This window comes from Limosilactobacillus secundus (genome assembly GCF_020784695.1).
GTDB classification, from domain to species: Bacteria; Bacillota; Bacilli; order Lactobacillales; family Lactobacillaceae; genus Limosilactobacillus; species Limosilactobacillus reuteri_F.
On sequence record NZ_JAJGUA010000045.1, the window covers coordinates 1 to 26,039 of the forward strand.

Annotated in this window: 23 protein-coding genes, 9 tRNA genes and 1 pseudogene; 7 read left to right on the plus strand and 26 right to left on the minus strand. The window is 38.6% G+C overall.

All coding sequences use genetic code 11. The annotated features are described in order from the left end of the window. Positions 1-126 precede the first annotated feature (126 nt). Positions 127-1,327, plus strand: a pseudogene (locus LMB57_RS09030) (ISL3 family transposase). A gap of 116 nt (positions 1,328-1,443) precedes the next feature. Here LMB57_RS09030 and LMB57_RS09035 read toward each other — a convergent pair. The 21 genes from LMB57_RS09035 to fabZ (LMB57_RS09135) all read right to left on the minus strand — a co-directional run bounded on the left by LMB57_RS09035 (position 1,444) and on the right by fabZ (LMB57_RS09135) (position 12,312). Then, positions 1,444-1,515, minus strand: a tRNA-Gln gene (locus LMB57_RS09035). 39 nt (positions 1,516-1,554) lie between these two features. Continuing rightward, positions 1,555-1,627, minus strand: a tRNA-Val gene (locus LMB57_RS09040). 5 nt (positions 1,628-1,632) lie between these two features. Beyond that, a tRNA-Glu gene (locus tag LMB57_RS09045) sits at positions 1,633-1,704 on the minus strand. Positions 1,705-1,721: 17 nt separating this feature from the next. Next, positions 1,722-1,792, minus strand: a tRNA-Gly gene (locus tag LMB57_RS09050). Between the two features lie 185 nt (positions 1,793-1,977). Beyond that, positions 1,978-2,051: transfer RNA gene (locus LMB57_RS09055), tRNA-Pro, on the minus strand. A 6-nt stretch (positions 2,052-2,057) separates the two neighbouring features. Then, a tRNA-Leu gene (locus LMB57_RS09060) sits at positions 2,058-2,143 on the minus strand. Between the two features lie 16 nt (positions 2,144-2,159). Further along, a tRNA-Gly gene (locus LMB57_RS09065) sits at positions 2,160-2,231 on the minus strand. 5 nt (positions 2,232-2,236) lie between these two features. Next, a tRNA-Glu gene (locus tag LMB57_RS09070) sits at positions 2,237-2,308 on the minus strand. Between the two features lie 203 nt (positions 2,309-2,511). Then, positions 2,512-3,276, minus strand: coding sequence for an enoyl-ACP reductase FabI (fabI, locus tag LMB57_RS09075; RefSeq protein ID WP_229271759.1), 765 nt, complete (start codon positions 3,274-3,276; stop codon positions 2,512-2,514). Positions 3,277-3,286: 10 nt separating this feature from the next. Next, positions 3,287-4,063: an acetyl-CoA carboxylase carboxyltransferase subunit alpha gene (gene accA, locus LMB57_RS09080; protein WP_229271760.1), complete on the minus strand. Its 777-nt coding sequence runs from the start codon at positions 4,061-4,063 to the stop codon at positions 3,287-3,289. Further along, positions 4,056-4,904, minus strand: a complete 849-nt coding sequence (gene accD / locus LMB57_RS09085; protein ID WP_229271761.1) for an acetyl-CoA carboxylase, carboxyltransferase subunit beta — start codon at positions 4,902-4,904, stop codon at positions 4,056-4,058. The genes accA and accD overlap by 8 nt, the downstream gene beginning before the upstream one ends. Continuing rightward, a complete protein-coding gene (gene accC, locus LMB57_RS09090) occupies positions 4,901-6,271 on the minus strand; it encodes an acetyl-CoA carboxylase biotin carboxylase subunit (protein WP_229271762.1) in 1,371 nt (456 codons plus the stop codon). The genes accD and accC overlap by 4 nt, the downstream gene beginning before the upstream one ends. Before the next feature lie 8 nt (positions 6,272-6,279). Further along, positions 6,280-6,714: a 3-hydroxyacyl-ACP dehydratase FabZ gene (gene fabZ, locus LMB57_RS09095; protein WP_085680892.1), complete on the minus strand. Its 435-nt coding sequence runs from the start codon at positions 6,712-6,714 to the stop codon at positions 6,280-6,282. Next, positions 6,707-7,159: an acetyl-CoA carboxylase biotin carboxyl carrier protein gene (locus tag LMB57_RS09100; RefSeq protein ID WP_035156358.1), complete on the minus strand. Its 453-nt coding sequence runs from the start codon at positions 7,157-7,159 to the stop codon at positions 6,707-6,709. The genes fabZ (LMB57_RS09095) and LMB57_RS09100 overlap by 8 nt, the downstream gene beginning before the upstream one ends. A gap of 6 nt (positions 7,160-7,165) precedes the next feature. Beyond that, on the minus strand, positions 7,166-8,398 hold the full coding sequence (gene fabF, locus LMB57_RS09105; protein WP_229271763.1) for a beta-ketoacyl-ACP synthase II: 1,233 nt from the start codon (positions 8,396-8,398) through the stop codon (positions 7,166-7,168). A 10-nt stretch (positions 8,399-8,408) separates the two neighbouring features. Next, on the minus strand, positions 8,409-9,143 hold the full coding sequence (gene fabG, locus LMB57_RS09110) for a 3-oxoacyl-[acyl-carrier-protein] reductase (protein WP_229271764.1): 735 nt from the start codon (positions 9,141-9,143) through the stop codon (positions 8,409-8,411). Beyond that, a complete protein-coding gene (locus LMB57_RS09115) occupies positions 9,127-10,077 on the minus strand; it encodes an ACP S-malonyltransferase (RefSeq protein ID WP_229271765.1) in 951 nt (316 codons plus the stop codon). The genes fabG and LMB57_RS09115 overlap by 17 nt, the downstream gene beginning before the upstream one ends. After that, positions 10,077-10,319 carry an acyl carrier protein gene (locus LMB57_RS09120; RefSeq protein WP_003674025.1) on the minus strand — a complete coding sequence of 81 codons (243 nt, stop codon included), beginning with the start codon at positions 10,317-10,319 and terminating at the stop codon, positions 10,077-10,079. Before LMB57_RS09120 ends, LMB57_RS09115 begins: the two co-directional genes overlap by 1 nt. A 19-nt stretch (positions 10,320-10,338) precedes the next feature. Continuing rightward, the gene (locus tag LMB57_RS09125) at positions 10,339-11,313 is read right to left on the minus strand and encodes a beta-ketoacyl-ACP synthase III (protein ID WP_229271766.1); all 975 of its coding nucleotides are present in this window, start codon (positions 11,311-11,313) and stop codon (positions 10,339-10,341) included. Between the two features lie 19 nt (positions 11,314-11,332). Continuing rightward, a complete protein-coding gene (locus LMB57_RS09130; RefSeq protein WP_229271767.1) occupies positions 11,333-11,779 on the minus strand; it encodes a MarR family winged helix-turn-helix transcriptional regulator in 447 nt (148 codons plus the stop codon). 86 nt (positions 11,780-11,865) lie between these two features. Next, positions 11,866-12,312: a 3-hydroxyacyl-ACP dehydratase FabZ gene (gene fabZ, locus LMB57_RS09135; RefSeq protein WP_003667749.1), complete on the minus strand. Its 447-nt coding sequence runs from the start codon at positions 12,310-12,312 to the stop codon at positions 11,866-11,868. 182 nt (positions 12,313-12,494) lie between these two features. Between fabZ (LMB57_RS09135) and LMB57_RS09140 the strand changes: the two genes are divergently transcribed. From LMB57_RS09140 to LMB57_RS09150, 3 genes are all read left to right on the plus strand, one after another. Beyond that, a tRNA-Pro gene (locus LMB57_RS09140) sits at positions 12,495-12,568 on the plus strand. 67 nt (positions 12,569-12,635) lie between these two features. Next, on the plus strand, positions 12,636-13,715 hold the full coding sequence (gene xerS / locus LMB57_RS09145) for a tyrosine recombinase XerS (RefSeq protein WP_229271768.1): 1,080 nt from the start codon (positions 12,636-12,638) through the stop codon (positions 13,713-13,715). A 71-nt stretch (positions 13,716-13,786) separates the two neighbouring features. Continuing rightward, positions 13,787-13,945: a hypothetical protein gene (locus LMB57_RS09150; protein WP_003674018.1), complete on the plus strand. Its 159-nt coding sequence runs from the start codon at positions 13,787-13,789 to the stop codon at positions 13,943-13,945. Positions 13,946-14,044: 99 nt separating this feature from the next. Here LMB57_RS09150 and LMB57_RS09155 read toward each other — a convergent pair whose 3' ends face one another. Next, a complete protein-coding gene (locus LMB57_RS09155) occupies positions 14,045-16,420 on the minus strand; it encodes a glycoside hydrolase family 68 protein (RefSeq protein WP_229271769.1) in 2,376 nt (791 codons plus the stop codon). Positions 16,421-16,866: 446 nt separating this feature from the next. On the opposite strand from LMB57_RS09155, the gene LMB57_RS09160 reads away from it, so the two are divergent. The 3 genes from LMB57_RS09160 to LMB57_RS09170 all read left to right on the plus strand — a co-directional run bounded on the left by LMB57_RS09160 (position 16,867) and on the right by LMB57_RS09170 (position 19,384). Further along, positions 16,867-17,721, plus strand: a complete 855-nt coding sequence (locus LMB57_RS09160; RefSeq protein WP_229271770.1) for a patatin-like phospholipase family protein — start codon at positions 16,867-16,869, stop codon at positions 17,719-17,721. 16 nt (positions 17,722-17,737) lie between these two features. Further along, on the plus strand, positions 17,738-18,385 hold the full coding sequence (locus tag LMB57_RS09165) for a site-specific integrase (RefSeq protein ID WP_003663651.1): 648 nt from the start codon (positions 17,738-17,740) through the stop codon (positions 18,383-18,385). Positions 18,386-18,493: 108 nt separating this feature from the next. Next, positions 18,494-19,384: a DMT family transporter gene (locus tag LMB57_RS09170; RefSeq protein ID WP_229271771.1), complete on the plus strand. Its 891-nt coding sequence runs from the start codon at positions 18,494-18,496 to the stop codon at positions 19,382-19,384. A 79-nt stretch (positions 19,385-19,463) separates the two neighbouring features. Here the strand turns inward: LMB57_RS09170 and narI are convergent, their stop codons facing one another. The 4 genes from narI to LMB57_RS09190 are packed head-to-tail and all read right to left on the minus strand — an operon-like array spanning position 19,464 to position 25,931. Next, on the minus strand, positions 19,464-20,153 hold the full coding sequence (narI, locus tag LMB57_RS09175; protein WP_229271772.1) for a respiratory nitrate reductase subunit gamma: 690 nt from the start codon (positions 20,151-20,153) through the stop codon (positions 19,464-19,466). Beyond that, positions 20,146-20,724, minus strand: a complete 579-nt coding sequence (narJ, locus tag LMB57_RS09180; protein WP_229271773.1) for a nitrate reductase molybdenum cofactor assembly chaperone — start codon at positions 20,722-20,724, stop codon at positions 20,146-20,148. The genes narI and narJ overlap by 8 nt, the downstream gene beginning before the upstream one ends. Then, entirely contained in the window at positions 20,717-22,276 is a 1,560-nt protein-coding gene (narH, locus tag LMB57_RS09185) for a nitrate reductase subunit beta (protein WP_229271774.1), read from the minus strand. Before narH ends, narJ begins: the two co-directional genes overlap by 8 nt. Further along, positions 22,266-25,931 (minus strand): nitrate reductase subunit alpha, encoded by a 3,666-nt coding sequence (locus tag LMB57_RS09190; RefSeq protein WP_229271775.1) that lies wholly within the window; start codon positions 25,929-25,931, stop codon positions 22,266-22,268. The genes narH and LMB57_RS09190 overlap by 11 nt, the downstream gene beginning before the upstream one ends. Positions 25,932-26,039 lie beyond the last annotated feature (108 nt).

Genomic DNA, 26,039 nt, shown 5'->3' on the forward strand with positions numbered 1-26,039 from the left:
GGGTATACACTTTCTGGTATGGAGAGAGATTCCATGCCAGATTTTTTTATACAAAAAAGAGGACATTTGCTGTCCCCTCGTTATACAATCAATTCACCACAAAAATCATGAAAGAAGGTTAAACAAATGTCCCATAATGATTCTATCCTAAATATTCTTGGAATTAAAGATAAAAATATTAAAATTATTTCTGTTGAAGAAGCTGAACACAACAATGATTCTGTTAAAGAGTATATAACGCTAATAACAGCTACTCTTTCTTATCCGATTAATCGTTGTCGTAACTGTGGCTTTCCCACAGTTAATAAGGATGGCTTTCCCAAAACTCATGTACGACTGGCAAGGTTAAACGGGAGAAGATATGAACTAGAGCTTCGTAAACAACGCTATAAATGTAAATCATGCCATACTACTTTTGGTGCTATTACTAATTTAACCAAAGAAAATCAAACCTTATCCAGTGATCTCAAAAATCAAATCATGCTTTTAGCTCGTAAAGGACTATCTGGTCAGCTGATTGCTGAAATGTGTCACTGTTCTCCTAGCAGCGTTCGTCGAACAATTTTAGAGCGCATGGAACCACACTATCGTGTGGCTAAGTTGCCTAAGCATCTATGTTTTGACGAGTTTCGTTCAACTAAGTCTTTATCTGTTGTGACGCTGAAACCCACCAAATTGTCACAAAGTTACAGGATCGTCTATCACCTACCATTATTGATTATTTTGAAAGTCGTTATTCAAAAGCCGAACGCGAATGCGTTCAATCAGTTGTAATTGATTTAAATACTCAATATCAAAGCTTTATCTATCGCCTTTTCCCTAATGCCAATATCATTATTGATCGCTTCCACCTTGTACAATTAGCTGGTCGTGCTTTGGACAATTGTCGTATCTCTATCCTAAAACAACTCGATAAACAGAGCCGAGAATATAAAATTATGAAGTCACATTGGAAGCTATTCCATAAAAAAGCTGAAGATCTTCACCCTGAAGAAGTAGTTTTTCTTCGCGGCGTTAAACAATATATGACTCGCCAAAATGCTGTTGATCTCATTACTAGTAAATTTTCCAAGTTCGCTGAAGTATACCAAACTTACCAAGATATCACGAAAGCCCTAAACGAGCGCAATAGTGAATTACTAGAGTCAACCATCTTAGACTATCAAAAAACCAATACAGAAATGGATACCGCTATTCAAACCCTTCGTCAAAACAGAAAATATGTCTTAAATAGCGCTAAATTTGAATACTCTAATGGTCCTTTAGAAGGCATCAATCGCAAAATCAAAAATTTTTCTTTTTTAGAATTGATTGTATTTTTTCATAAAAAAAATACCCCTACATTTTCGTAGGAAGTATTTTTAGTCAACCATACCAGTTGACAGATATCCTATTTTTTCTAATAAAAAACAGAGAGTAATTTTACTCACTGTTTTAGGCTAATTGGGCTAGCTGGATTCGAACCAGCGCATGACGGTACCAAAAACCGTTGCCTTACCGCTTGGCTATAGCCCAATTATATTAAAATGTTGAACAACTATTAAAATTGTTCAATGGAGGATACAGGGCTCGAACCTGTGACCCCCTGCTTGTAAGGCAGATGCTCTCCCAACTGAGCTAATCCTCCAAAAGTGACCCGTGCGGGATTTGAACCCACGATACCAGCGTGAAAGGCTGGTGTCTTAACCACTTGACTAACGGGCCATATTAAATTAATTAAAAGCGGGTAACGAGAATCGAACTCGCGACAACAGCTTGGAAGGCTGTGGTTTTACCACTGAACTATACCCGCATATCAGCGACGAATATTATATTATCAAGTTATCCTATAAAAAGCAATACTTTTTTCAAAAAAAGTTTGTTTTATTTCAAAAAACTAATTAATGGCTGCTTTAGTACCGCTTGTTACAAAGTAATAAATCAAATTTTGACTACAAAAAACAGCTAAGAAGATTACCTCTTAGCTGTTTAGCCAGATCGGGAAAACAGGATTCGAACCTGCGACCCCCTGGTCCCAAACCAGGTGCTCTACCAAGCTGAGCTATTTCCCGAAATAGTGCCGAGGACCGGGATCGAACCGGTACGGTTATCACTAACCGCAGGATTTTAAGTCCTGTGCGTCTGCCAATTCCGCCACCCCGGCATAATAGAACTGACTAAGCGGAAGACGGGATTCGAACCCGCGACCCCCACCATGGCAAGGTGATGTTCTACCACTGAACTACTTCCGCAAAAGTGACCCGTGCGGGATTTGAACCCACGATACCAGCGTGAAAGGCTGGTGTCTTAACCACTTGACTAACGGGCCATTTTTTAAATATATTAAACAACTTTTCTCAAAATTGTTAACTCGTCTTTCACAACGTTATTAATAATACCAACTGATCTATAAAATAGCAAGAACTTTTTTAGAAAAAACTAAAAAAGTTCTTGCTATTGTTATGTTTTCCTTCTAAAAGACAGCAAAAAGACTGAAAAAACCTCATTTCTCAGTCTTTAAAATTTATATTCTTAAATCAAATGTACCCCCTTATCAACATAAATGGTGTCGCCAGTAACTCCAGTTGATAAATCGCTCATTAAGAATGCACACACGTTCCCAATTTCGCTAATAGTTACATCTTCTCCATCAACAGTTCTTGCTTGGGACATCTTTAAAAGTTCATCATGACCTTTAATACCTGTAACTGCTAATGTCTTAACCGCTCCAGCAGAGATTGCATTAACACGGATTCGTTTTTGTCCTAAATCCCGTGCTAAATAGCGAACACTAGCTTCAAGGGCAGCTTTAGCAATTCCCATTACATTATAGTTAGGAATAGCACGTTCAGAGCCAAAATAGGTTAAGGTAACAATACTTGCAGGAGTATTTAATAGGTTTAACTGATTGGCAACCTTAGTAACAGCAATAAGGGAATAAGAAGAAATATCTTGCGCGATTGCATAACCTTTACGACTAGCACCAAGAATTGAGCCAGCTAATTCTTCTTTTTTGGCAAAAGCAATTGCGTGTATAATCCCATCTACCTTTGTGAAACGTTCCTTGATAGTTGTAAAGGCTTGTTCAATACTTTCATCATCCACTACATCACACTCAATTAATTGATTTTCATCATCTACTAACCGTTGTAGGCTTTTTTTCATTCTGGAATTCTGATAAGTATAGATAATTTGTGCACCTTGTTCAGCCATCATTTGTGCACATCCCCATGCAATAGAACGCTTATTAGCTACTCCCATAACAACGATCTTTTTTCCTGTTAATATATTTCCCATATTATCCTCCTTAAAACTTTCGATAACGTTTTTTTCTATTTGCTAGAAGTTGCTTTGGTGATAATTCTTGCAGTTTGTTTAATTGCTTTAGTAAAACCTGCTCGATATTTTTGCAAGTTTTACGATGCTCTTCGCTTTCTGGAATAATTCCTTCAATAATCCCTTGTTTTAATAAAGCTTGCGGCACCATTTGCATTAATTCTGCCGCTTTATCTGCTTTCGTACTATCTTTCCACATGATGGAGGCAAACCCTTCAGGAGATAAAATAGAATAAGTACTGTTTTCTAACATCCATACTTCATCTCCACATGCCAATGCTAAGGCTCCCCCACTACCTCCTTCACCATAAATAATCGTGATAATTGGAATGGCAAGCTGACTTATTTGTAAAATATTTTGGGCAATCGCACTTCCTTGCCCATTTTCTTCGGCTTCCTTGCTAGGAAATGCTCCTGCGGTATTAACAAAACAGAATACAGGTCGCTTAAATTTAGCTGCTTGCTTAATTAAGCGGAGTGCCTTGCGATAACCACTAGGCATTGGTGAGCCAAAATGCTTTATAATTTTCTCGTCTGTTGTTTTTCCTCGATCGGTGGTAATGATGGTAACTGCTTGCTGATGGAAAGTAGCGATTCCACCAACGATTGCAGGATCATCCCCGCCTGCCCGGTCGCCATGCAACTCAACAAAATCTGGGAAAACATTTTGAATAATCTCCAGCCCCGTAATTTTATTGTCGCTGCGAGCACGTTTAACAATCTCGCTTGCTGATAATTGTTCATTCATTAGCAACGCTCCCTGTTTTTAATAGCCATTCAAGCAGCTTTTTTTCATCTTGACGTTTTACAATTCGATCAATAAACCCATGATGCAGGATGTTTTCAGCTGATTGGAGGTCGACAGGAATTTGCTGGTGGATTGTCTGTTCAATAACGCGGCGGCCAGCAAAGCCAACAAGTGCATGAGGCTCAGCGAGAATAATATCTCCGTCCATTGCGAAACTAGCAGTTACTCCACCAGTTGTTGGATCGGTTAATATCACGATGTATAAAAGTCCTGCAGCAGCATGCTCATTTATTGCTTGTGAAACCTTAGCCATCTGCATTAACGACATAATTCCTTCTTGCATCCGTGCCCCGCCTGAAGCAGTGAATAATACTACTGCTTGGCGATGGGTAGTTGCATATTCAAATAAGCGCGTTATCTTTTCACCTGTAACAGTTCCGAGTGATCCCATAATAAATGTTGGATCCATAATGCCTAGTGAAAATAGCTGATCATTAATCGAAGCTTCACCAGTTAGGACTGAATCATTCAGCTTAGTTTGTCTTTGAAGTTTGCTGATTTTTTCTTGATATCCAGGAAAATGTAACGGATTCTTTGTCTGGAGATCCTTATCGAATTCTTCAAACGAATCTACTAACCATGAGAGTCGATGACGGGCAGGTATTCGTAATCCATAGTCACAGTTAGGACAAACAGCATATTGTGTTAACTGCTTGGCAAATAGTAATTGATGACAATGTGGACACCTTAACCACATTTGATCTGGGACCCTTTCATCAGCATTTTTATCTGCTTTGATGTGCCGTTCACTTAAAGTATTATTTTGATCATATAATTTCACGCTGTCAGCCCCCTCTTCCATTGCGGCAAGAAAGAGTCTTCAAGAAACGTTGTTGAAGCTGTTCCTGCCAAAAATTTAGGATTGTTTAGGATTGCTAAATGGAAATTTTGATTGGTCGTTACGCCCGTAATTACCATTTCATTTAAAAGTCGTTTGATTTTTTCAATAGCTTCTTGGCGATCTTGACCAAGGGCAATTACCTTAGCGATCATTGAATCATAATAAGGAGTAATCTTGCTGCCAGGATAAATAGCAGTATCAATTCGCATCCCCAAATTACCGACTGGAAGATACAAGTAATTAATCGTCCCAGTCACTGGCATAAAGTTTTGCTTAGGATTTTCTGCATTTATCCGGCACTCAATCGCATGTCCATGAACCTGAATATCCTGTTGGGTAAAGGGAAGTGGTTCATTTGCAGCGACAATCACCTGTGCCTTCACTAAATCGATCCCAGTTACCATCTCCGTCACTGTATGTTCAACCTGAATACGAGTGTTCATTTCCATGAAGTAAAAGTGATGGTTCTTGTCCATTAGGAATTCTATTGTCCCCGTATTATGATAGTTAATCGCATTAATGGCTCGCATGGCAATTTGTCCTAGCGTTTTTCGCTCTTGTTCATTTACTAGGACACAAGGACTTTCTTCAATCAATTTTTGTTTATTCCGTTGAATTGAGCAGTCTCGTTCAGGAAAGAAAACGGCATTGCCAAAATTATCACGAAATACTTGGACCTCAATGTGTTTAACATTCTCCATAATCTTTTCAAGGTACATTCGGTCATCATTAAACGAAAGTCGGGCTTCGTTTTGGGCCTCGCTAAATATTTGCCGCATCTGGTTATGATCGTTAATTCGTCGGATCCCTTTACCACCACCACCAGCAGCTGCTTTTAACAAAATTGGATACCCAATCTTGTTTGCGACCTCAACAGCGTCATTAATATTGGTAATATAGTCATCGCTTCCAGGAATTACAGGCACCCCTGATTTTTTCATTTGCTCCCGTGCATGCTCCTTGTTCCCCATTAAGTCAATAACTGAGGCTTGGGGACCGATGAAAGTAATTCCGCATTCTTCACACATTGTCGCGAATTCCGCATTTTCTGATAGAAAGCCAAAGCCGGGATGGATCGCCTGGGCACCTGTACCAAGAGCAGCTTCCAAAATATTTTTCGCATTCAAATATGAATCTTGGGCACGGGCGGTTCCAACGCATACAGCTTCATCCGCTAGTTGAACATGAAGACTTTCGCGGTCTGCAGTTGAATAAATAGCTACTGTCTTAATCCCTAGCTCCCGTAATGACCGTATTATCCTGACAGCAATTTCACCACGATTGGCGACTAGTACTTTGGAAAACATCAAACCACCTACCCAATCATAAAAGTTAATTCGGCTGTACAGGCTTTTTTGCCATCGACCGTTGCAATGCCTTTACCAATTCCAATGTTTTTATGAACTTTTTCTAGGTTGACTTCTAACCTTAACGTATCACCAGGGCGGACTACTTTACGAAATTCTGCTGACCGAATCCCACCAAAATAGGCTGTTTTGCCTTGGAACTCTTCTTGAGATAAGAGAGCGACGGCACCTGTTTGCGCCAATGATTCAACAATCAATGCTCCTGGTAAAACTGGATTTTGAGGGAAATGACCATTAAAAACCTCTTCATTAATCGTGACATTACGCCGTGCAACGGCCTTCTTACCAGGGATTAATTCATCAACTTGATCAATTAGTAACATTGGGTAACGATGCGGAAGGATTTTTTGAATTTCAGTTATATCTAAAGTTTTATTAGTCATTATCTTTATCCTCCTGAACTGAGAAAAGCGGTTGTTCTACTTCAACTAGTTCTTCATTGCTTACACAAATTGAAGTAATGATTCCGTTAAAAGGGCTTTTTATCTCTGTCATCATTTTCATTGCTTCAATCACACAAACAACATCCCCCTTTTTTACATGGTCGCCACTTCTAACATAGGGATCTGCATCGGGGGTTGGTTGGAGATAGACAGTTCCAACTAGGGGCGCAGTTATATTTTGCGAAGGTAAAGTTGGTTGCTCGTTTGCTTTTTTCTTAACTGAAGTCGTTTGCTCTGTTTTTTCGGTTGTTATAAGATTTTCATGCTTGTGGGTTTGCTTATTTTTGCTTAAATAGAGCTGAAAGGAATCTTGATTTATTTCTAATTCACGAATATCAGAATCTTCAAAATTCTGCATTAATGTTTGAATTTCTTTAAATTCCAAGATAGATCACTCCCATTTCTTAAAGGCTAAAACAGCATTATGGCCACCGAAACCAAAAGAATTGCTTATTGCGTAACGGGCGTTTGATGCGTCACTATTTTCTGCCGTCACAAGGTTAACCGAGCACTTCGGATCTTGATTAAAACAACCTATATTCAACGGTAATTGTCCCTTTTGTAAAGCAGCCACTGTTAAGACTGCCTCAATTGCTCCTGCAGCCCCAAGCAAATGTCCAGTCATTCCCTTAGTTGAACTGACACGAACATTGCTATCAGAACCAAATACTTGATTGATTGCTTTAGATTCGCCTTCATCATTAGCATGAGTAGCGGTTCCGTGGGCATTAATATAGGAAATCTCGTTAGGACTAATTCCAGCTTCTTTAATTGCCAGTTCCATTGCTCTTGCCGCCCCTGCACCAGTTGGATCAGGGGATGTAATATGGTAAGCGTCCGAGGTAGCACCATAACCGACAATCTCACCAAGAATGTTAGCACCGCGTTTTTGCGCATGCTCAAGATCCTCTAAAACAAGTGTTGCACCGCCTTCACCCAAAACAAATCCTTGGCGTGCTTTATCAAATGGCATGGAGGCGTTAAGTGGATCAGTTGCTTGTGATAGGGCTGTTAATGCCGCAAAGCCAGCAATTCCGATCTCATTTACCGAAGCCTCTGATCCACCGGCAATCATTACTTTGGCGCGTCCTTCTTTAACTTGACGAAAGGCTTCTCCAATTGCATTAGTTCCAGTGGCGCAAGCAGTCACAATCGATGTACAAATATTTTGCGCATTAAAATGAATGGAAATATTACCAGCTGCCATGTTAGCAATTGACATTGGAACAAACATTGGTGATACCCGTCTAGGACCCTTATCATGCATTTTGATAATTTGCTCTTGAATAGTTGTCAAACCGCCAATTCCAGATCCATAGATAACACCCATGTCGACTGGTTTGGTATTTGTTTCGTTAATCTCCGCCATTTCCATTGCTTCAATAGCGCTTTGTAAGGCGTATTGAGAATAAAGATCCATTCGGCGCGCGGCTTTTCTCCCAATGACATCATTAGGGGCAAAATCGTCAATTTCACCCGCCACGGTAATTCCTGTCGGCTTGGCATCAAATTTCTTGATCGCTTTAATTCCAACTTTGCCTGCAAAACTATTACTTATAAATTCTTGAATACCATTACCATTAGGAGCAACAGCACCCATTCCTGTTATTACAACTCTTGTCATTTAGTTCCTCCTAAATTGTCATTCCACCGTCAACTACAATGGTTTGACCGGTCAAATAATCGTTTTCTGCTAAAAATTTTGCGGTCTTAGCAATTTCTTCTGGCTGTCCTAAGCGGTTGAGGGGGATGCGACTAAGAATTTGTTCTTTTACTCGCTCAGATAATTTTTCAGTCATATCACTAGTAATCATTCCGGGAGCAATCGCATTGCAACGAATTCCGCGGCGCGCTCCTTCGTGGGCAATAGATTTAGTAAGGCCGATGATACCTGCCTTGCTTGCCGCATAATTAGCTTGTCCCGTATTACCATGGAGACCCACAATACTAGCAAGGTTGATAATGCAACCGGCTCTTTTTTTGAGCATCTTCTTAAAAATAGGTTGCGTTAACATAAATGTTCCGCGTAAATTAACATTGATGACCTGGTCAAAATCGCTCGCTTTCATTCCCATCATTAACTTATCATTCGTGATTCCCGCGTTATTGATAAGAATGTCGATCTTCTCGTATATTTGCCAAGCCGCTGCTGCTAATTCATTAACTGATTCTTCATTTGCAATATCGCCCTTAAGATAGTGATATTCTGTCCCTAGTAGATCTAGTTTTTCTTTAAGCGCTTTTGGTAAGTTATCTTGACGCCCATTGAGAATTAGCCGACTACCAGTCTTAGCAAACTCTAATGCAGTAGCCGCCCCAATCCCGCGTGTGCTTCCGCTTATAAAAACGACTTTATCTGTCAGTTCCATCTTTTTGCTCCTTTATAAAATTTTCATAATCAACAAGATTTTCAATGTGTTGGGTATTTAAGTGCCGGTCAACTTGGTGAGCAAAGCGAGATAACGTCTTTCCAGGACCAATTTCTAATGTTGTGTCAATTTTCGCGTGCTTGACTAAATTCTTAACATTAGCTCCAAAGTGTGTTGGAACAGCTAATTGTTTTTCAAGAATTCCTGGAAGATCCTCACAATGAAACAAGCTGTTAGTAGTATTGCTAATAACTTCAATCTGTGGTTCATGGAAGTCGACCGTTTGTAACCGGTTATGCATCTGTTGACGTGCACCGTTAAAGAAGGGAGTATGGAATGCACCATTAACTTTGAGCAGAATCGTTTTTTTAACAAGCTTGTCTTCTTCCATCTTTTTAAGGGTAGCCTTTAAGTCGGTTAATGCCCCGCCCACTACGATTTGGCGTGGTGAATTATAGTTGGCAATATAAACCCGCTGACCGTTTTCTTGTTGAGCAGTGATTAGTTCTTTTATTTCTTGAAGTTGAGGGTCAAGGACAGCTGCTAATGTACTTATTTCCCTATCTGCGTCTTGTTGCATAAAGCGAGCACGATCCGCAACTAGTTTGATTCCTTCTTCAAACGAAAGTGAATTACTAGCAATTAAGGCAGCGTACTCGCCTAAGGATAGGCCGATCATCCCCTTAATTGGTAGTTGCGGTAAATCCCGTTTTAACATTCGGTAGATTCCATAACTAACTGTTACAATTGCTGGTTGAACATATGCTGTTTTATTCAACTCGTTATGCTCGTTTTTCATAATTTTGAGTAAATCAAGCTCACAAACATCACTTGCCCGACTAACAACCCTTGAAAAAAGGGAGTCGGCCATAAGCTCGACTCCCATTCCCGATCGCTGTGCACCTTGACCGCTAAATAATATTCCGTAGTACATTATTTTTCATCCAATTGTTTCTTTACGAAATCAACAACGTCACTAATAGTCTCGATTCCTTCATCGGCATCTAATTCAATCTCAAACTTATCTTCAAGTTCATTCATAATTTCGAAAACATCAAGACTGTCAGCATCAAGATCATCTTTAATTCGTGCGTTCATTGTTACACGATCTTCGTCAACATCTAATTCATCAACAGTAATAGTTTTTACAGTATCAAAAATTTCTTCTTTAGTCATATTCATTCTTCTTTCTCTATTAATAGTTTAAAATTATTGTTCCTGTGCTTAAACCGCCGCCAAAACCACTCATTGCAATAATGTCACCTGGTGTAACCAATTCATGAGCAACAGCTTGCGTCAATAAAATTGGTTCACTAGCGGCGCCTGTATTTCCATATTCACTAATATTCATTGGAAACTTTGTAATTGGTTGCGCCAGTCTCTTTGCAATTTGAGTAATTATCCGTTCATTCGCCTGATGTAATAAAAAATAATCGATATCGTCTAATTTTAAATTAGCTTGTTGAACGGCAGAGGTAATTGAGCGCGGTACTTCATGAGTGGCAAAACGATATACGTCACGACCGACCATCGCAAATGGTGAAAGGGATGTTAGTTGCTTAGGGAAGCCAGCTTTAGGCGTTGTTTTTCCGGCAATAATTTTATCTCCCAACTCACCAAATGTATGGAGATCACGGCCGAGGATTAAAGGAGTTGCCGTAGTTGGCTTTTGAAGTAGCACTCCGCCAGCCCCATCGCCGAACAATACGGCGGTACTTCGATCTTTCCAATCAATCAGTTTTGATAATACTTCTGCACCAATTACCATTGCATTTTGCCAACTAGAGCTTTTCAACATTAATTCAGCTGTATTCATGGCATAGATAAAACCAGTACAAGCTGCTGAAATATCAAACGCAATTGCATTTTTCGCCCCTAATCTTCCTTGAACAATGGCAGCAGTTGACGGCGTATAGGCATCGGGAGACATCGTTGCAATAATAATTAAATCAAGTTCAGTTGCCTTCAAATTGGCATTAGTCAATAACTGGTTACCAACATTAAAAGCCAGGTCTGAAGTATTTTCAGTATTGCTGATATAACGTTGATGAATTCCAGTCCGCGATTTAATCCACTCATCTGAAGTATCCATAATAGTTGATAATTGCTGGTTAGTAATATTAAGTGGTGGATGATAACTCGCAGTACTAGTAATTCTTAAATTTTGCAATGTTTGTCAATCCTTATCTCTAAGCATGCTCATCCACAAAATCTTCTAAGTTTTGCAAGGCTTTTTTAATAACCTTCATTTCTTCATCATTCATTCCTTTGAGAAAACGTTCAACCATCATGTTATGAAAGGCCCGGTGCGCACGATATAGTACCCGTCCTCTTTTGGTTAAACGTAACCGAACAATGCGGCGATCATCTTTATCACGAATTCTTTCAACATATCCTTTTCGAATTAAGCGATCAGCCATTGAAGTCATTGTTCCTGGAGTTAGATGAAGCTTTTCTGCTACTTGAGAAATTGTTTGATGGTTATACATCGTAATTGCATCAATTGCATGCATCTCTTTAATTGTTAAATCATTGAATGTACTTTTCCGTAACTCATTTTCTTCAATCCATAGAATTCCGGAATAGACTTTGATTAATCCTTTATTGATTTTTTCGTAATCATTATCTTTACTCATAATATATTTCTTCCCTTCAATTTTATTCTATAGCCCCGAATAATTTGATTATCAAAATATATTATAAATGATAATGATTCACCATGCTAAATCTTTTCTTCTCGTTCAGCAACGATAAAGACAAGTTCTGCATTACAAGCTATTTTGTCGTTCACAAGCGCTTGTGTTTCCACAATTCCCATTGATGATCGAACTTTTTTCATAACAACATTTAGTTTTAATACATCACCAGGACGGACCATTTGTCGAAACCTCGCTTTATGAATTGCGCCAAGATAAGCTGTTTTCTTATAAAAATGCGGTGATTTTAATATCAAAATTGAAGCAGCTTGGGCCAATGTTTCGATGATTAAAACTCCAGGCATAACAGGATTATTAGGAAAATGACCGCGAAAAAATGATTCGTTAATTGTGACATTTTTTGTTGCGGTAATCTTTTCTTCAGGAACTAATTCGTCTACATAATCGATGTAGCAAATCGGATATCGATTAGGAATTAATTCCATAATCTCCTGCGCATTCATTATTGCCAAAAAGATTCACCTGCCTTCAAAAAAATATTTCGAGTATCAAAATATTCGATGATCAAATTATATTCAAAAATATTTTGAATGTCAAATTATTTTTATGTCATTTAATTCTTAATGGTCGCAAATTAAAATATTTCTTTACTATTTAATTGAGAATTGGTAAAATAATATTTGTTCGTTATTAACGGGAAATAGCTCAGCTTGGTAGAGCACCTGGTTTGGGACCAGGGGGTCGCAGGTTCGAATCCTGTTTTCCCGATAGTTTTAGAGAGTCGTTGAAAGTTTTCTTTCAAGCGACTCTTTTTAGTATCAAGGAGGATATAAAAATGGAAGCAGATAAATATTTAAAGCTAATTCAAGAGGAGCTTCAGAACCTTCCTGATTATGTTAATGAGTATTATTTAGGGACCAACCATGCAGTTACAACCACCTATCAGTACTTAACCGAAATCCGGCGATTCTTTGATTGGTTACGGTCAAGTGGACTTGTCTCTGTTAACTCTAATAAGAACTTACCAATTGATACGCTGGCTAATTTACGGCGTAGTGATGTAATGTTGTATATCGATTATTTGCAGCATACTACTAATGCACAAGGACGGTTAAATTCTCCCACTTCAATTAATCGGTCTATTAATGCATTAAGGTCACTGTATAAATTTTTAACAGTTACCGCAGATAACAATGATGGTGAATCTTATTTTGACCGTAATGTAATGCTGAAAATTGACTCACTTAACGATACAAAAACGTTAAATTATCGGGCTCATACGCTGGCTTCACACATGTACCGGGGACAAATGAAGTTTGATTTTATTACCTTCATCGAAAAAGAATACCCTAACAAATGTGATAAAAGAGCTCTCCCCTCTTATAAAGTCAATAAGGAACGAGATATTGCAATTATTGCTCTTATTTTAGGAACAGGCGTCCGAGTATCCGAGGCAGCTAACGTAAACCTTGGGGATTTAAATTTAAAGCAATCACTGCTAGATGTAATAAGAAAAGGTGGCCAGAGAGATTCAGTACCAATCGCACCTTGGGCTATTACTTATATTCAAGCTTACCAAGCGATTCGTGCGCAGCGATACCACGCTTTAAAAAAGGATACTGCTTTTTTCCTAACTATTTATCACAAGCAAACTCGGCGGATGACAGCTAATGCAATTGAAAAAATGGTTAAAAAGTATTCAACCGCATTTGGACATCCTCTCACTCCCCATAAATTACGGCACACCCTTGCTTCTGAAATGTATGAGGTAACAAAAGATCAAGTACTCGTGGCCCAACAGTTGGGACAAAAAGGAACATCTGCTACAGATTTATATACCCACGTTGACCAGAAACAGCAGCGTGATGCTCTTAAAGAAATAAGTGAAACTTCACATAAAAAAATAAATGAATAAAATCCTTTTCTATAAAGAGAATCTTCGCTATAATGTTAAGCGGTGTATAATTTTTTATGGAGGAGAAAATTTTGGGCTTTATTACCTCATTATTTGGAAAGAAGCAATATGTTTGTCCATTTTGTCATGAGCACTATACTTTTTCTGCGATGCATGCACGCAAGCTAGCCGACAAAGATGGGCAAATTCATTGTTACTACTGTCGTAAGGTCTTACAACAATTGCATTAGTATTAATGATAATTCGCTTTTTTTACAATAAAAACTTTCAAAATAAAAAACCGTTAAGCTGCATTTAAGGCTTAGCGGTTTTATTTTTTTAGTATATAGTTAGTTAAAGCGACGCTTGTTAATTCCTGCAAGACCAAACATACTAAGCAAGGTTCCCATACCTAGGCCAATCATGGCTTCATTAGCGTTATTTCCAGTTTGTGGCAAACGATTATTGGTTTGAGTTTCAGGTTGCTTAGGCGTTTCTGGAGTTAAAGGAACTTCCGGAGTATTAGGTGTGTCGGGAGTTTGAGGGGTCCCAGGATTTTCAGGAGTTTTTGGTGTTTCTGGAGTTTTTGGTGTTTCTGGAGTATTAGGTATCTCTGGGGTTTCCGGATCCTTTGGTGTAGCAGGATCATGTGGCTTTAATCCATAACCTATTAAGTCCCAATCAACAGGTTTATCACGTTCCCCAGGTAAAGCAGCGGAGTCCAAATCACCAATCATATCAAGATTTTCGCTTGAATCATCCCAAATCCAATCCCCTTGGTTAGTCATTTTAGCTAAAACAGTAGTCGTATTATCAGGATTAATTTGTAACAAGAAGCTTGGTGCCCAGGTCGAGTCCATGCCCTCTCCAGCTACTCCATTTCGATTAGTCATATATGAAGTAACTAATACTTGGTCATCTTTTCCGGCAACAGGGACAGCATAATATGAATAAGTTGCTGTTCGCCAGTTTGCGGGAACAGAAGCAGTCAAGACTACTCCAGAATCATTTAATGGCTTATAAGATCCTGTTAGACTATCAGCAACATATCCGACCATTGCCACATTATCACCAACAGCATAATTGGCATTCATCCACGCATCATCATTACTTCCTCGATTTAAACGGGTAGCGGCAAACAAGTAATACTTATTACCCAATTTAACTACATTTGGTCGCTCAATTTCATCACTTACCATTGGTGCAGAAATTAATGGTGAGTATAATTCTGTCACTTTAGGATTCTTTTCGTCCTTATTTAGTTTGAGGATACCGATAGCTGCATTAGCCCAAGTTGCCCGACTCTTGATATCATCATTGGAAAGAATTCTAAATAAGCTCTTGAGATTAAATGCGTCATCTCCGCCATAATTTAACCAGTTATAAATCTGGTCCTCGCCTTGATAGTTTTCTAAACCAGTACTTGCTTCAAACACAAGGTACCGATCACCATTATCATCTTCAATTACATGAGCATCACGCATTGCAATATTATCGGCACCCTTGTTAGTAGCTTTCCATTGATCATAAGTTTGGTAATAATAGCCATCACCTTCAAATACAATATGATCATTTGCTACATGAGCGAGTGATACATTTCCATTATTATCAGTTAAATAAAGAGTAGCGCTAGCAATTTTTTGATGATTGGTATTGTTATCAGACGTGTCTACCCTTGTATAAAATAATTGGATAGAGTTATCACTGTTCAAAACAGCTGATCCTGACCATTCTTGGGAAAGCGCGGTAGCATTATAACCAAAAATTGGACCTGCATTCTTCCAATGACTTAATTCATTATCACCATATTTATTATATAAGAGGTAGATATGATTATCATTTTGGTTTGGAATCCCCATCATTGCGATAACAAGTTGATAGCCATTCCAATTAGCAACTTGTCCTGTCCGAACATCCTGAACTGGCCATGAATCCCATACATCTAAAGGCTCAATAGTATTAGTTTGTGCATCTTTAGTTGTAGCGGCAGGCATATTTTTGATTTCACTTGCTTTAAAGAATGGAACTGTATACCGACCATCTTGTTTGATTAGCGTATCGGCAATCTTTTGGAAATCATTATAAGTCATCTGTGTACCTGACTTAGCAGTTTTTGAGAAGTTAATCTTATTTAATGCTTTAATCTGGTCATCAGTTAAACTGTTAGGGTCAATTCCCGCATTTTTTACAACGTTTTGAGCATCCTTGTTTAACTTAGCAGTAGGATTCTTTTTATCGGATTGTTGATCATCATTTTTTGCAGCTGAAGAATCGTTTGTGTCTACAACGGGTTCTTTTTTTGCTTCAGAAGATTCATTAGCTGGTGCAGCTTTTTGCGTATCATCCTCTTTAGCCGCTTTGCTATCTGTGTTATTTGATGAAGATGCGGAACTTGTAGATGATGTTGTTGCAGCAGAACTTGCTACTTGACTGTTAGAATTTTGTGTATTAGCAGCAGAAGAAGCACTATTTGCATTAGCAGAATTTTTAATAGTCGCATCACTAGCTGCACTAACTTGACCGCTACCAAGCATCACACTTTTAACAGCAATATCATTATCACCGGTTGTAACCTGTACAGTAGAAGACTCATTCTTTTCAGTATTCGTGTCCGCGGATGCGTTTATAGCTGTTGCACCAAATACCAGCGCAGCAGTAGAGAGTGTAACGACTGCCCAATTTTTACCGCTTTTATACATTTTCTTATGTTCCTTGCGTTCTAGCATAGAAATAACCCCGTTTCTTTACTTTTTTGTTAAACGTTTAACAATTAACTGAGCACTATTTTATTATGATTATCTTAAATGATCAATAGTTTCTTCATAAAAAGTTCATATTTAAATATTTACTGCCTATTTACTCATTTTCTTGCTAGTTATACTTATTTTTCTTCTGAGACGAATTGTAATGACCTATTACTCATCAAAATAAATTTCAGTTCGTCTGAGAGGCAAAAGATGTTTTTAGGCCTACTTTTGTATTATTTTAAAAGTAGTAAGACTCTTTTGATAAAAGAGTCTTACGGATAGTAACGAAGAACGCTGATATAACAAGCTTTTAAAATCCTATATTTTCATGTAAGACTGTTGTATAATTTTATTGAAAAAGTGTCTCACTAAAATTGAGTCATCTTTTGCTATTTTTAGCGAACAAAAAGGAGTTATTTCAGTTTATGTTATATAATGCAGCATTAGTTTTAGAAGGTGGCGCATTCCGTGGACAATATACTGCCGGAATTGTTGATACATTTCTCGCTCACCATATTGAATTTCGAAGTGTGATTGGCGTTTCTGCTGGTTCGCTTTGTGGAGTTAATTTCGTTTCTAAGCAATACGGACGCGCTGCCAATATCAATATTAATCATCGGCACGATCGCCAATATATATCGATGGCTCGCGTATTTAAAAAGCAAATAATTAATCTTGATTATCTTTTTGAAGATCATGGATATTCTTGGCAGAATTTTAATGAAGCGGCATATCGGCGGTCAGCATCTCATTTCACAGCAGTTGCTACTTCTGTAAAAACAGGAAAAACAGTTTTATTTACAGATCCAGTTGGTGAGGAGCTAACTAATGCCCTCAAAGCTTCTTCTTCGATGCCATTTCTTTCAGATCCTCAGGAAACTTCTCAAGGACCTTGCCTTGATGGTGGAATTACAGATTCAATTCCATTTGATATTGCACAACAACAAGGTTATGACAAGATTGTTGTTGTCCGGACCCGGGACGTTAACTACCGAAAGAAGCCATCCAGTTCTGCTGTAAAGAAGCTATACAACATGGTATATAAAGATTATCCCGAATTTGCTAAAGCAGGAATTAATCGCCCCCTTCTCTACAACCAACAGATTGCTGAAATTAATCGTTTATCTCGTGAAGGAAAGATTTTTAACATCGCTCCCTCTAAACCAATTAAGATTAAGCGGATTGAAGGAAATGTTAAGAAGATTCGCGCACTTTATGAAACTGGTCGGAAAGAAGGAGAAAAAATAGTTCCTGCTTTAGTTGATTACCTCACAAATTAACAAAGGAATAAATATTATGTCAACTAAAAAACGAGTTTATATTCCCAAAAATAAGACTAATGGTCAAATTAAAGGTAAGCGGAAAATATGGGTGGAAAATGTTAAATTCTTGACTCTCGAAGAATATGATCAGTTACGTGAGACAATTAAGCTGCATTCTCGTCCTGAATTAGTTAACCGGAACCTATTACTAATTGCAATCGCCCTCAACAATGGATTACGAGCATCAGACGTTGTAACGTTAAGGGTTGGCCATGTTCTAAATAAGACTAAAACCCGTGTTATTGAGCAAAAAACAGGCAAGGCTAAAACACTCTTTTGGAATAATTGCCTTGCCGAGATTATTGATTACCTTAATGACTTAGATTATAAAGATGAAAATGATTATCTTTTCCCTGGAAAACAAGAAGGTCATTTTTCAGTGCATGGCTTTTATGAGATGTTACAACGAATGGCTAGAAAAACGGAAAATAATAAAATCGTTGCTAAGATTGGAACACACTCTTTTAGAAAGACTTTTGGTCGACAACTCTATAAAAAGGGTGTCAACGTTGAAATTATTTCCCAGTTGTTTAATCACTCCTCCGAACGAAATACGCGCCACTACCTAGGAATTGAACAAGAAGACCTTGATAAAGTTGTTCAAAATTTTAAATTTGAATAGTTATTATTCTAAATATTATGTAAACTAAGATATTTAGTCATTTTCCTAATAGACTTAGAAATATAATTTATTAGGATTAAAGTAACAAAAAGTATTGGATGTGACTAAATGAATATAAAAAGTGTCTCGAAGAAGCAATTATGGGGAATTGAATTAAATCTGATTTCTCTCCTATTTAGTAGTATTAGTCCGGTTCTTAATAAATTTTCACTTACTAGTTTAAGTCCGGTTGTTGGAGGAATTTTCACTAGTGCGTTTGCCACAATTTTTACCTTTGCAACAATTCTCATTACTCGTCAGCATGTTTCTTTGACCAATCTTAAGAGTCTGTGGCTATGGCTTTTGGGTGGAACAAATGCAATTGGAATTATTCTTCAATACATTGCCCTCTCAACCCTAAGTCCAATCACAGTTACCCTTATCGCTCGGATGTATTTAGTTTACGTTTTCTTCCTATCTTATATCTTCTTAAAAGAAAAGATTACAAAGTGGGATTACTTAGCAATTATTCTTTGCATTCTCGGTTCTTTCTTTATTTCAGGAAGCCGTCTTCAATTTAGTGATAACCTTCTTGGACTGATATGTGCATTCATCTACCCCCTAATGTATGCCGCCAACAATATCGTGGCTAAATATCTAGTTAGTAACGAAGAGCCAAATAATGTTTTGTTCTTTAACCATTTTACTTCAGCTCTTCTACTTTTCTTCTATGCTCTCATGACAGGAACATCATTTAACCATATTTCTAGTCAAGCAGTTGCATTTAACTTTGGCGGGGCATTCTTCAATGGTTTCATGTCCCTACTTCTTTTCTATACTAGTTTACAGTTTATTACAGCTGGTAAAGCAAATATTGTTCGTGCGCTTGGCCCAGTAATTGTTATTATTTACTCTTCCTTCTTCTTTCCGGTTCAGATAACCCCTACCCTGATTTTAGGAGCTATTCTCGTAATTTTGGCAAGTACAATTGTTACCTTTACAAGACCACATCAAGAATAATTATACTTTAAAAGCATCAGATTTCTTCACAAGGAGAATTCTGATGCTTTTATTATGTCTTGCTATATCTTCTTATATATTAATAAATTCTTGCGCGGCGACGATAAACGATAAAACGACGGAAAATGTATTGCCAAGGTAGCGTTAAAGCGTGAACCAACCGGGTGTATGGGAAGTAGCCAAAAATTGCTAATCCGCAAAGAACGTGGATTTTATAAATTAATGGCACTGAACGCATTAATTGCCATTGAGGATTAAGAAGGAATAGACTTCTTGCCCATGGGCTAATTGTTGTCCGATAGTTGTAATCAATAAATGCCCCCGTAATCGTACATGCTAAGCCTAATGCAATCGTAATTAGCAAAGCCCAGTCGACAATAATATCATTGATATCACTTGTCTTATAAACACGAGAACAAGTCATTCGCCGATAAGTCAAAATCGCAATTCCCACAAATGCAAGGATCCCTGCTGGAATTCCCATCATTAATGAACCAAAGATGTGGTACATATGGTCAGTAATGCCAAAGTAAGCTGTCCAACTTGCCGGAATAAACATTCCTAAGCAGTGACCAAAGAAAGCTAAAATAATTCCAATGTGGAAAGTAACGCTTCCGATCATTAACCATTTCTTTTCAAAAAGTTCGCTTGATTTAGCAGTAATTGAGGGATGGAAATATTTAAATCTAACAAATGTTCCAATGAAAAATGATGCCAGCATTATATATGGATAAATAACCCATAAGAAAATTGCCCAGCCATTATACATCTTCTTGCACCTCCATTTTAATACACGAACCAATTAGTGAGCGTGTAAGTCTAATTAACTGAATATAGGGACTATCACTATCTGTCACTGCATTTTTTAAAAGAGTATAAGTTCCATCTTCAATCACACTTAATGCTAATTGGATATCCTGACGCCGCGGATCATTAGCATAATCGCCATATGCTAGAAATTCTAGCAATAAAGGCAAATAATCTGAAAGTTCACTAGTTGCTTCTGATATACCAAACATCTCATATAGCATTTTCAACCGTGCTAAAATGGTTCCTCGTTCACGGGAATCAGTCATCTTATAATATGACATATAAAGGGTATAACGTCGGTTCATTTCAAAAAGGTGAGTGTACATCTCTTGGACTTCGATTGGAGATAGCGCGGCTAATTCATCAAAGAGGCTTAATAATTCTCCCCGTGTTGCAGTTGATAATGAGTTATCTGTAAGTAATAATTGACGAATCTCTGGTGAAAATGTTTCTGCATCAGGATAGTCAATCAAGCGTGAAAGAATAGCAAATGCATCTTTTAAATCTGTTAATCGTCTAAAATCAATCACGCCAAATCCCCCCATAGAAACTATCAGCATAAATCTGATTAGTTGATTTGCCAGCTTCTGCCTTCTTAAACATACTCTTGTGTTGGGGAGCCAATGCACAGCCTTCACATTCATCATAACCAAGACTACCTTGCTCGGTTTGTGCATCTTCCATTTCTGCCTTTTGGCTACTTGGGATAACAAAGCGGTCTTCATATTTAGCAATTGCCAGTAAACGATAAAGTGATGTTGCCCGCTCTTCTGTTAAGTCAACTCGTTCTAGTTTACTGCTATCAAAATCCCGACCGCTAGTCTTAGCACGCATGTATAGCCGCATCATTGCAAGTTTATATAAGGCTTTCTTGATGACAGGAACGTTCCCAGCAGTTAATAGACTTGCCAAGTATTGCACAGGCACCCGCATTTGATCGATTCCTGGGAAGATCATTTCAGGATTCTTGATTGAGTCCCGTCCTTCAAAATAGCTCATAACTGGTGATAGCGGTGGAATATACCAAACCATTGGCATTGTCCGGTATTCAGGATGAAGTGGAAAGGCAATCTTTTCTTTTACTGCCATTTTATAGATTGGCGACTTTTGTGCTGCTTCAATCATCTCTTCAGAAATACCATCCTTGAGTGCTTGTTTAATAATTTTTGGATCATTGGGATCAAGGAATAAACTTAGTTGTGCTTCATACAGCTTACTTTCATCAGGAGTTGAAGCAGCCTCTTCTACTTGATCAGCATCGTATAAAATAGCACCAATATATCGAATCCGACCGACACAGGTTTCAGCACAAACAGTTGGTTGACCTTCTTCAATTCGTGGATAACAAAAAGTACATTTTTCAGCCTTGTGAGTCTTCCAATTAAAGTAGACTTTCTTATATGGGCATCCAGTCATGCAAAAACGCCATCCCCGACAACGTTCTTGGTCTACTAAAACAATCCCATCTTCGTCTCGTTTGTACATTGCACCTGATGGACAAGAGGCTACACATGGAGCATTTAAACAGTGTTCACATAATCGGGGAAGATACATCATAAATGCCTGTTCAAAGTTATTCTTGATGTCCCCTTCAATTTTTTGCATATTAGGATCTTGTTGAACATATTCAGTTGATCCTGCTAAGTCATCATCCCAGTTAGGGCCGGTTGTTAATTCCATCCCTTCACCAGTAATTTGCGACTTAGGGCGAGCAACAGGTTGATGCTTTTGTTCGGGGCCAAATAACGTCTTGTAATCATAGGTCCATGGTTCATAGTAGTTATCTAGCTCTGGCATATCATTATTGTAAAAGATCTTACCAAGAGCGATTTTGTTTAGTTTATTTCCTGCACGTAATTTAAGTTTACCTTTTGAATTTAATGTCCAACCACCATGGTATTGATCTTCATCTTCCCAGCGTTTTGGATAACCGACACCTGGCTTAGTTTCAACATTGTTAAACCACATGTATTCAGCTCCCGGTCGATTTGTCCAAGTATTTTTACAAGTCACTGAACAGGTATGACAACCAATACACTTATCGAGGTTTAAGACCATACTGATTTGTGCTTTAATCTTCACTCCAGTTCACCTTCTTCAGTTTTCTTACATTTGCATAAAGGTCACGTTGGTTTCCGGTTGGCCCGTAGTAATTCCAACCGTAACTCAATTGTCCATATCCACCGACCATATGTGTTGGCTTAACGTGGATTTGCGTTGGTGCATTATGCGATCCCCCACGATTACCGGTAATGGTAGAAAGAGGCTCATAAATTTCATTATCCTGAGCATGGTACATATACATTGATCCTTCAGGCATTCGGACAGAGACAACCGCCCGCGCAGTAACGACCCCATTGCGGTTATAAACTTCAATCCAGTCGTTATCTTTTACCTTAATCTTATCGGCATCTTGTGGACTAATCCAAATAGTTGGACCGCCCCGGAACAATGTCAGCATTTCAAGGTTGTCATAGTACATTGTATGAATATTCCACTTACCATGAGGTGTCATATATTTAAGTGTAACTTCATCTTCTATTGGCGGAACCTCAACATCCCCTGGGGCCATTACAACCGGTGGCAAAGATGGTTTATAAGTTGCCATATTTTCACCAAATTCACGGAAAATTTCATGATCAATGTAATAATGCTGACGTCCTGTAAGAGTAAATGTAGGAACATTTCGCTCGGTCATTAATGAAAATGGTGTGTAGCGAGCTCCACCATGTTTAGCAGAAGTTCCGATTGGTGTCGGATAGGCTTCTTGTGGCTGAGCAGTGATTTGCTTAAATGACATTGAATCATCAGCATGGCCCCGGCCAATATCTGTTAAATGTTCACCAGTTCGCTCTTGCTTCTTTTCCCAAGCGCGATCGGCGAGTTTACCATTAGAAGCAGTTGACATCCGTAAGATTGCATCACATACTTTTTCATCTTCATCAAGTAGCGGGCAGCCCGCACCAATACCTTCGTTGGCAGTTCCATTCATTCCCTTTAAGTAATCGTATTGATCATCGACTTTATAGCCATAGTTATTCACTATATTAGGTCCAAGGGTAATGAATTTATCGTAAATCTTGGTGTAATCACGAGTAACCAACTTCAGGGAAGGCATGGTTTTTCCAGGGATTGGCTCTGTTTCGCCTTTTTTCCAATCCTTAATTTCTCCGTATGGTTGAGCAATCTCCCCCTGAGTATTATGCCCTAGCGGTGCGCTCTTAAGGTCATAGAAGGTTCCCGGCATGAATTTCTTTGCCATTTCAGAAACAGTCTTAGCCAAGAGCTTGAATTGTTGCCAGTCAGACTTTGATTCCCACATCGGACTAACTGCTGCATTAAATGGGTGAATAAATGGATGCATATCAGTTGATGAAAGATCCTTCTTTTCATACCAAGTAGCAGCTGGCAGGACAACATCAGAGTACATAGGTGTTGAAACCATTCGGAAGTCCATATCAACAACAAGATCTAACTTACCAATTGCTCCCTTGTCACGCCAAATCATATCTTGGGGCTTAACTCGATCATTTGGTTTGGCAAGCAATCCGTTTTCAGCGCCTAATAAGTGTTTCATAAAGTATTCCGCACCTTTGCCAGAAGAAGCAAATAAGTTTGAACGCCATAAGAAGAAGGCCTTGGGCTGATTTTGGTTAGCATCAGGATCTTCAGCAGCAAAATGCAAAGTACCCTTTTTTAGTTCATCGACAACTTTCTCTGAAATTTTATCAATATCAGTTGTATTGTAATCTTTTGCAAAAGATAACGGATTACGATCAAATTGTGGGTATGATGGTAACCATCCTAAACGAATTGCCATTTGATTATAATCAGCATTATGTAAGTAGGAATGTTTACTCTTCCAAACAGGTGATTTTTGAGCTTGGTTATCAATTTCTTCATAACGCCATTGATCAGTTGCAAAGTAGTACCAAGTAGTACCTTGCATTTGACGGGCACCACCTTTTTCCCAGTCGTTGGCAAAGGTAATGTTCGCCCAACCTTCTTGTGGACGAAGCTTTTCTTGACCGACGTAGTGAGCCCAACCACCACCAGTCATACCAACACAACCACATAACATCAGCATGTTAATAATATTTCGATAGTTCATATCAGCGTTGAACCAGTGGTTGACTCCCCCACCCATGATTACCATACTCCGACCTTTGTTTTCGGCCGCGTTTTGGGCAAATTCACGAGCAATTTGAATAACTTGTTTTGCTTTTACTCCTGAACGACTTTCTTGCCAAGCAGGGGTAAAGTAGCTCTCAGCATCCATTGCATCTTTAGCGGCAAGTTCATCATTACCAGTTCGGTTAATTCCCATTTGAGCCATCATTAGATCATAAACATTGGTTACTAAATGTTCTTTGCCATCTGCGAATTTAAGCTTCTTAACTGGTAAATGACGCTGGACAACACTATTTCCGTCATTACTAAACGCTGGAAAATCAGCAATAATTTGTTCAGTTTCGCCATCTTGATCATTAATAGAGAGCGCTGGGTCAATCTTATTACCATTTTGGTCTAATAATTCAAGGTTCCATTTTTCTTTAGCATTATATTCTTGCCCCATCGTTCCATTTGGAACAACAATCTTGTGGTTATTTTGGTCATAAACAACTGTCTTCCATGCTGGATTAACAATTGTATCATCATCAACCAAGTCACTAATCCGGACGAAGCGGCCTGGTGTATAGTGATTACTATTTGCTGTACTTGGTTCCAATTCAACCATAAATGGTAAATCAGTAAATCGCTTGGAATAATCAATGAAACGTTTGACTGGGTGCTTTTGGTAGAATTCATCTAAAATTACATAGGTCATCGCTTGCGCAACCGCAGAATCACTACCTGGTTCTGGTGCAAGCCAGTCATCAGCAAACTTTACATTTTCAGCATAGTCAGGGCTAACCACCACAATTTTTGTTCCTTTGTACCTAACTTCTGTCATAAAGTGTGCATCGGGCGTCCGGGTTAATGGGACGTTTGATCCCCACATAATAATGTAAGAACTGTTGTACCATTCCGCAGATTCTGGAACGTCAGTCTGTTCACCCCAAACTTGAGGGGATGCAGGCGGTAGATCGGCGTACCAATCATAGAAACTCATTTGTTCCCCACCCATTAAGGCAATGAACCGTGCTCCGGCACTGAAACTCATCATTGACATTGCAGGAATTGGGGTAAAACCGCCAATACGGTCAGGTCCATACTTCTTAATCGTGTACAAGCAAGCGGCTGAAATCAATTCTAGTGCTTCATAACGATGAACGCGAATTAAGCCACCGTGTCCGCGAACCTTTTTATATTTTTTAGCTTTTTCTGGATCTTCGACAATACTTGCCCACGCATCTAAGGGGGTTTCATGTTCTTTCTTGGCAGCGGTCCAAAGTTTCCATAATTTACCGCGAATATATGGATACTTAATGCGAACGGGACTATATTCATACCATGAGAAACTCGCTCCTCGTGGACATCCCCGTGGTTCATATCCTGGAATATTAGGTCCGCATGCTGGATAATCTGTGGCTTGGTGTTCCCAAGTAATAATCCCTTGCTTGACATAAACATTCCAAGAACATGAGCCTGTACAGTTAACTCCATGAGTTGTGCGGACAACTTTGTCATGCGCCCATCGCTGGCGATAAAGTTTTTCCCAACGACGACTATTTTCTTCAAGTTGCGTAAAGGTTCCGTTAAACTTCTCAATCTTGTTAAAGAACCGTGACTTCATCGTTGATTGACCTCCTTTATTGAATGGCTTACCAATATTAAAAATAAAGTAAGTCTTTTCCCTAATGTAAAGATTAGCACCATAACTGCTATACTACGACTAGGGAAA

Bases quoted from the DNA above. Each gene is read 5' to 3' on its own strand.
- LMB57_RS09190 (WP_229271775.1), bottom strand. From the start codon at position 25,931: ATGAAGTCACGGTTCTTTAACAAGATTGAGAAGTTTAACGGAACCTTT.
- narI (WP_229271772.1), bottom strand. From the start codon at position 20,153: ATGTATAATGGCTGGGCAATTTTCTTATGGGTTATTTATCCATATATA.
- LMB57_RS09120 (WP_003674025.1), bottom strand. From the start codon at position 10,319: ATGACTAAAGAAGAAATTTTTGATACTGTAAAAACTATTACTGTTGAT.
- LMB57_RS09155 (WP_229271769.1), bottom strand. From the start codon at position 16,420: ATGCTAGAACGCAAGGAACATAAGAAAATGTATAAAAGCGGTAAAAAT.
- LMB57_RS09115 (WP_229271765.1), bottom strand. From the start codon at position 10,077: ATGTACTACGGAATATTATTTAGCGGTCAAGGTGCACAGCGATCGGGA.
- LMB57_RS09165 (WP_003663651.1), top strand. From the start codon at position 17,738: ATGTCAACTAAAAAACGAGTTTATATTCCCAAAAATAAGACTAATGGT.
- accA (WP_229271760.1), bottom strand. From the start codon at position 4,063: ATGAATGAACAATTATCAGCAAGCGAGATTGTTAAACGTGCTCGCAGC.
- fabZ (WP_085680892.1), bottom strand. From the start codon at position 6,714: ATGACTAATAAAACTTTAGATATAACTGAAATTCAAAAAATCCTTCCG.
- LMB57_RS09160 (WP_229271770.1), top strand. From the start codon at position 16,867: ATGTTATATAATGCAGCATTAGTTTTAGAAGGTGGCGCATTCCGTGGA.
- LMB57_RS09170 (WP_229271771.1), top strand. From the start codon at position 18,494: ATGAATATAAAAAGTGTCTCGAAGAAGCAATTATGGGGAATTGAATTA.
- accC (WP_229271762.1), bottom strand. From the start codon at position 6,271: ATGTTTTCCAAAGTACTAGTCGCCAATCGTGGTGAAATTGCTGTCAGG.
- fabI (WP_229271759.1), bottom strand. From the start codon at position 3,276: ATGGGAAATATATTAACAGGAAAAAAGATCGTTGTTATGGGAGTAGCT.
- fabF (WP_229271763.1), bottom strand. From the start codon at position 8,398: ATGACAAGAGTTGTAATAACAGGAATGGGTGCTGTTGCTCCTAATGGT.
- LMB57_RS09130 (WP_229271767.1), bottom strand. From the start codon at position 11,779: ATGAGTAAAGATAATGATTACGAAAAAATCAATAAAGGATTAATCAAA.
- fabG (WP_229271764.1), bottom strand. From the start codon at position 9,143: ATGGAACTGACAGATAAAGTCGTTTTTATAAGCGGAAGCACACGCGGG.
- xerS (WP_229271768.1), top strand. From the start codon at position 12,636: ATGGAAGCAGATAAATATTTAAAGCTAATTCAAGAGGAGCTTCAGAAC.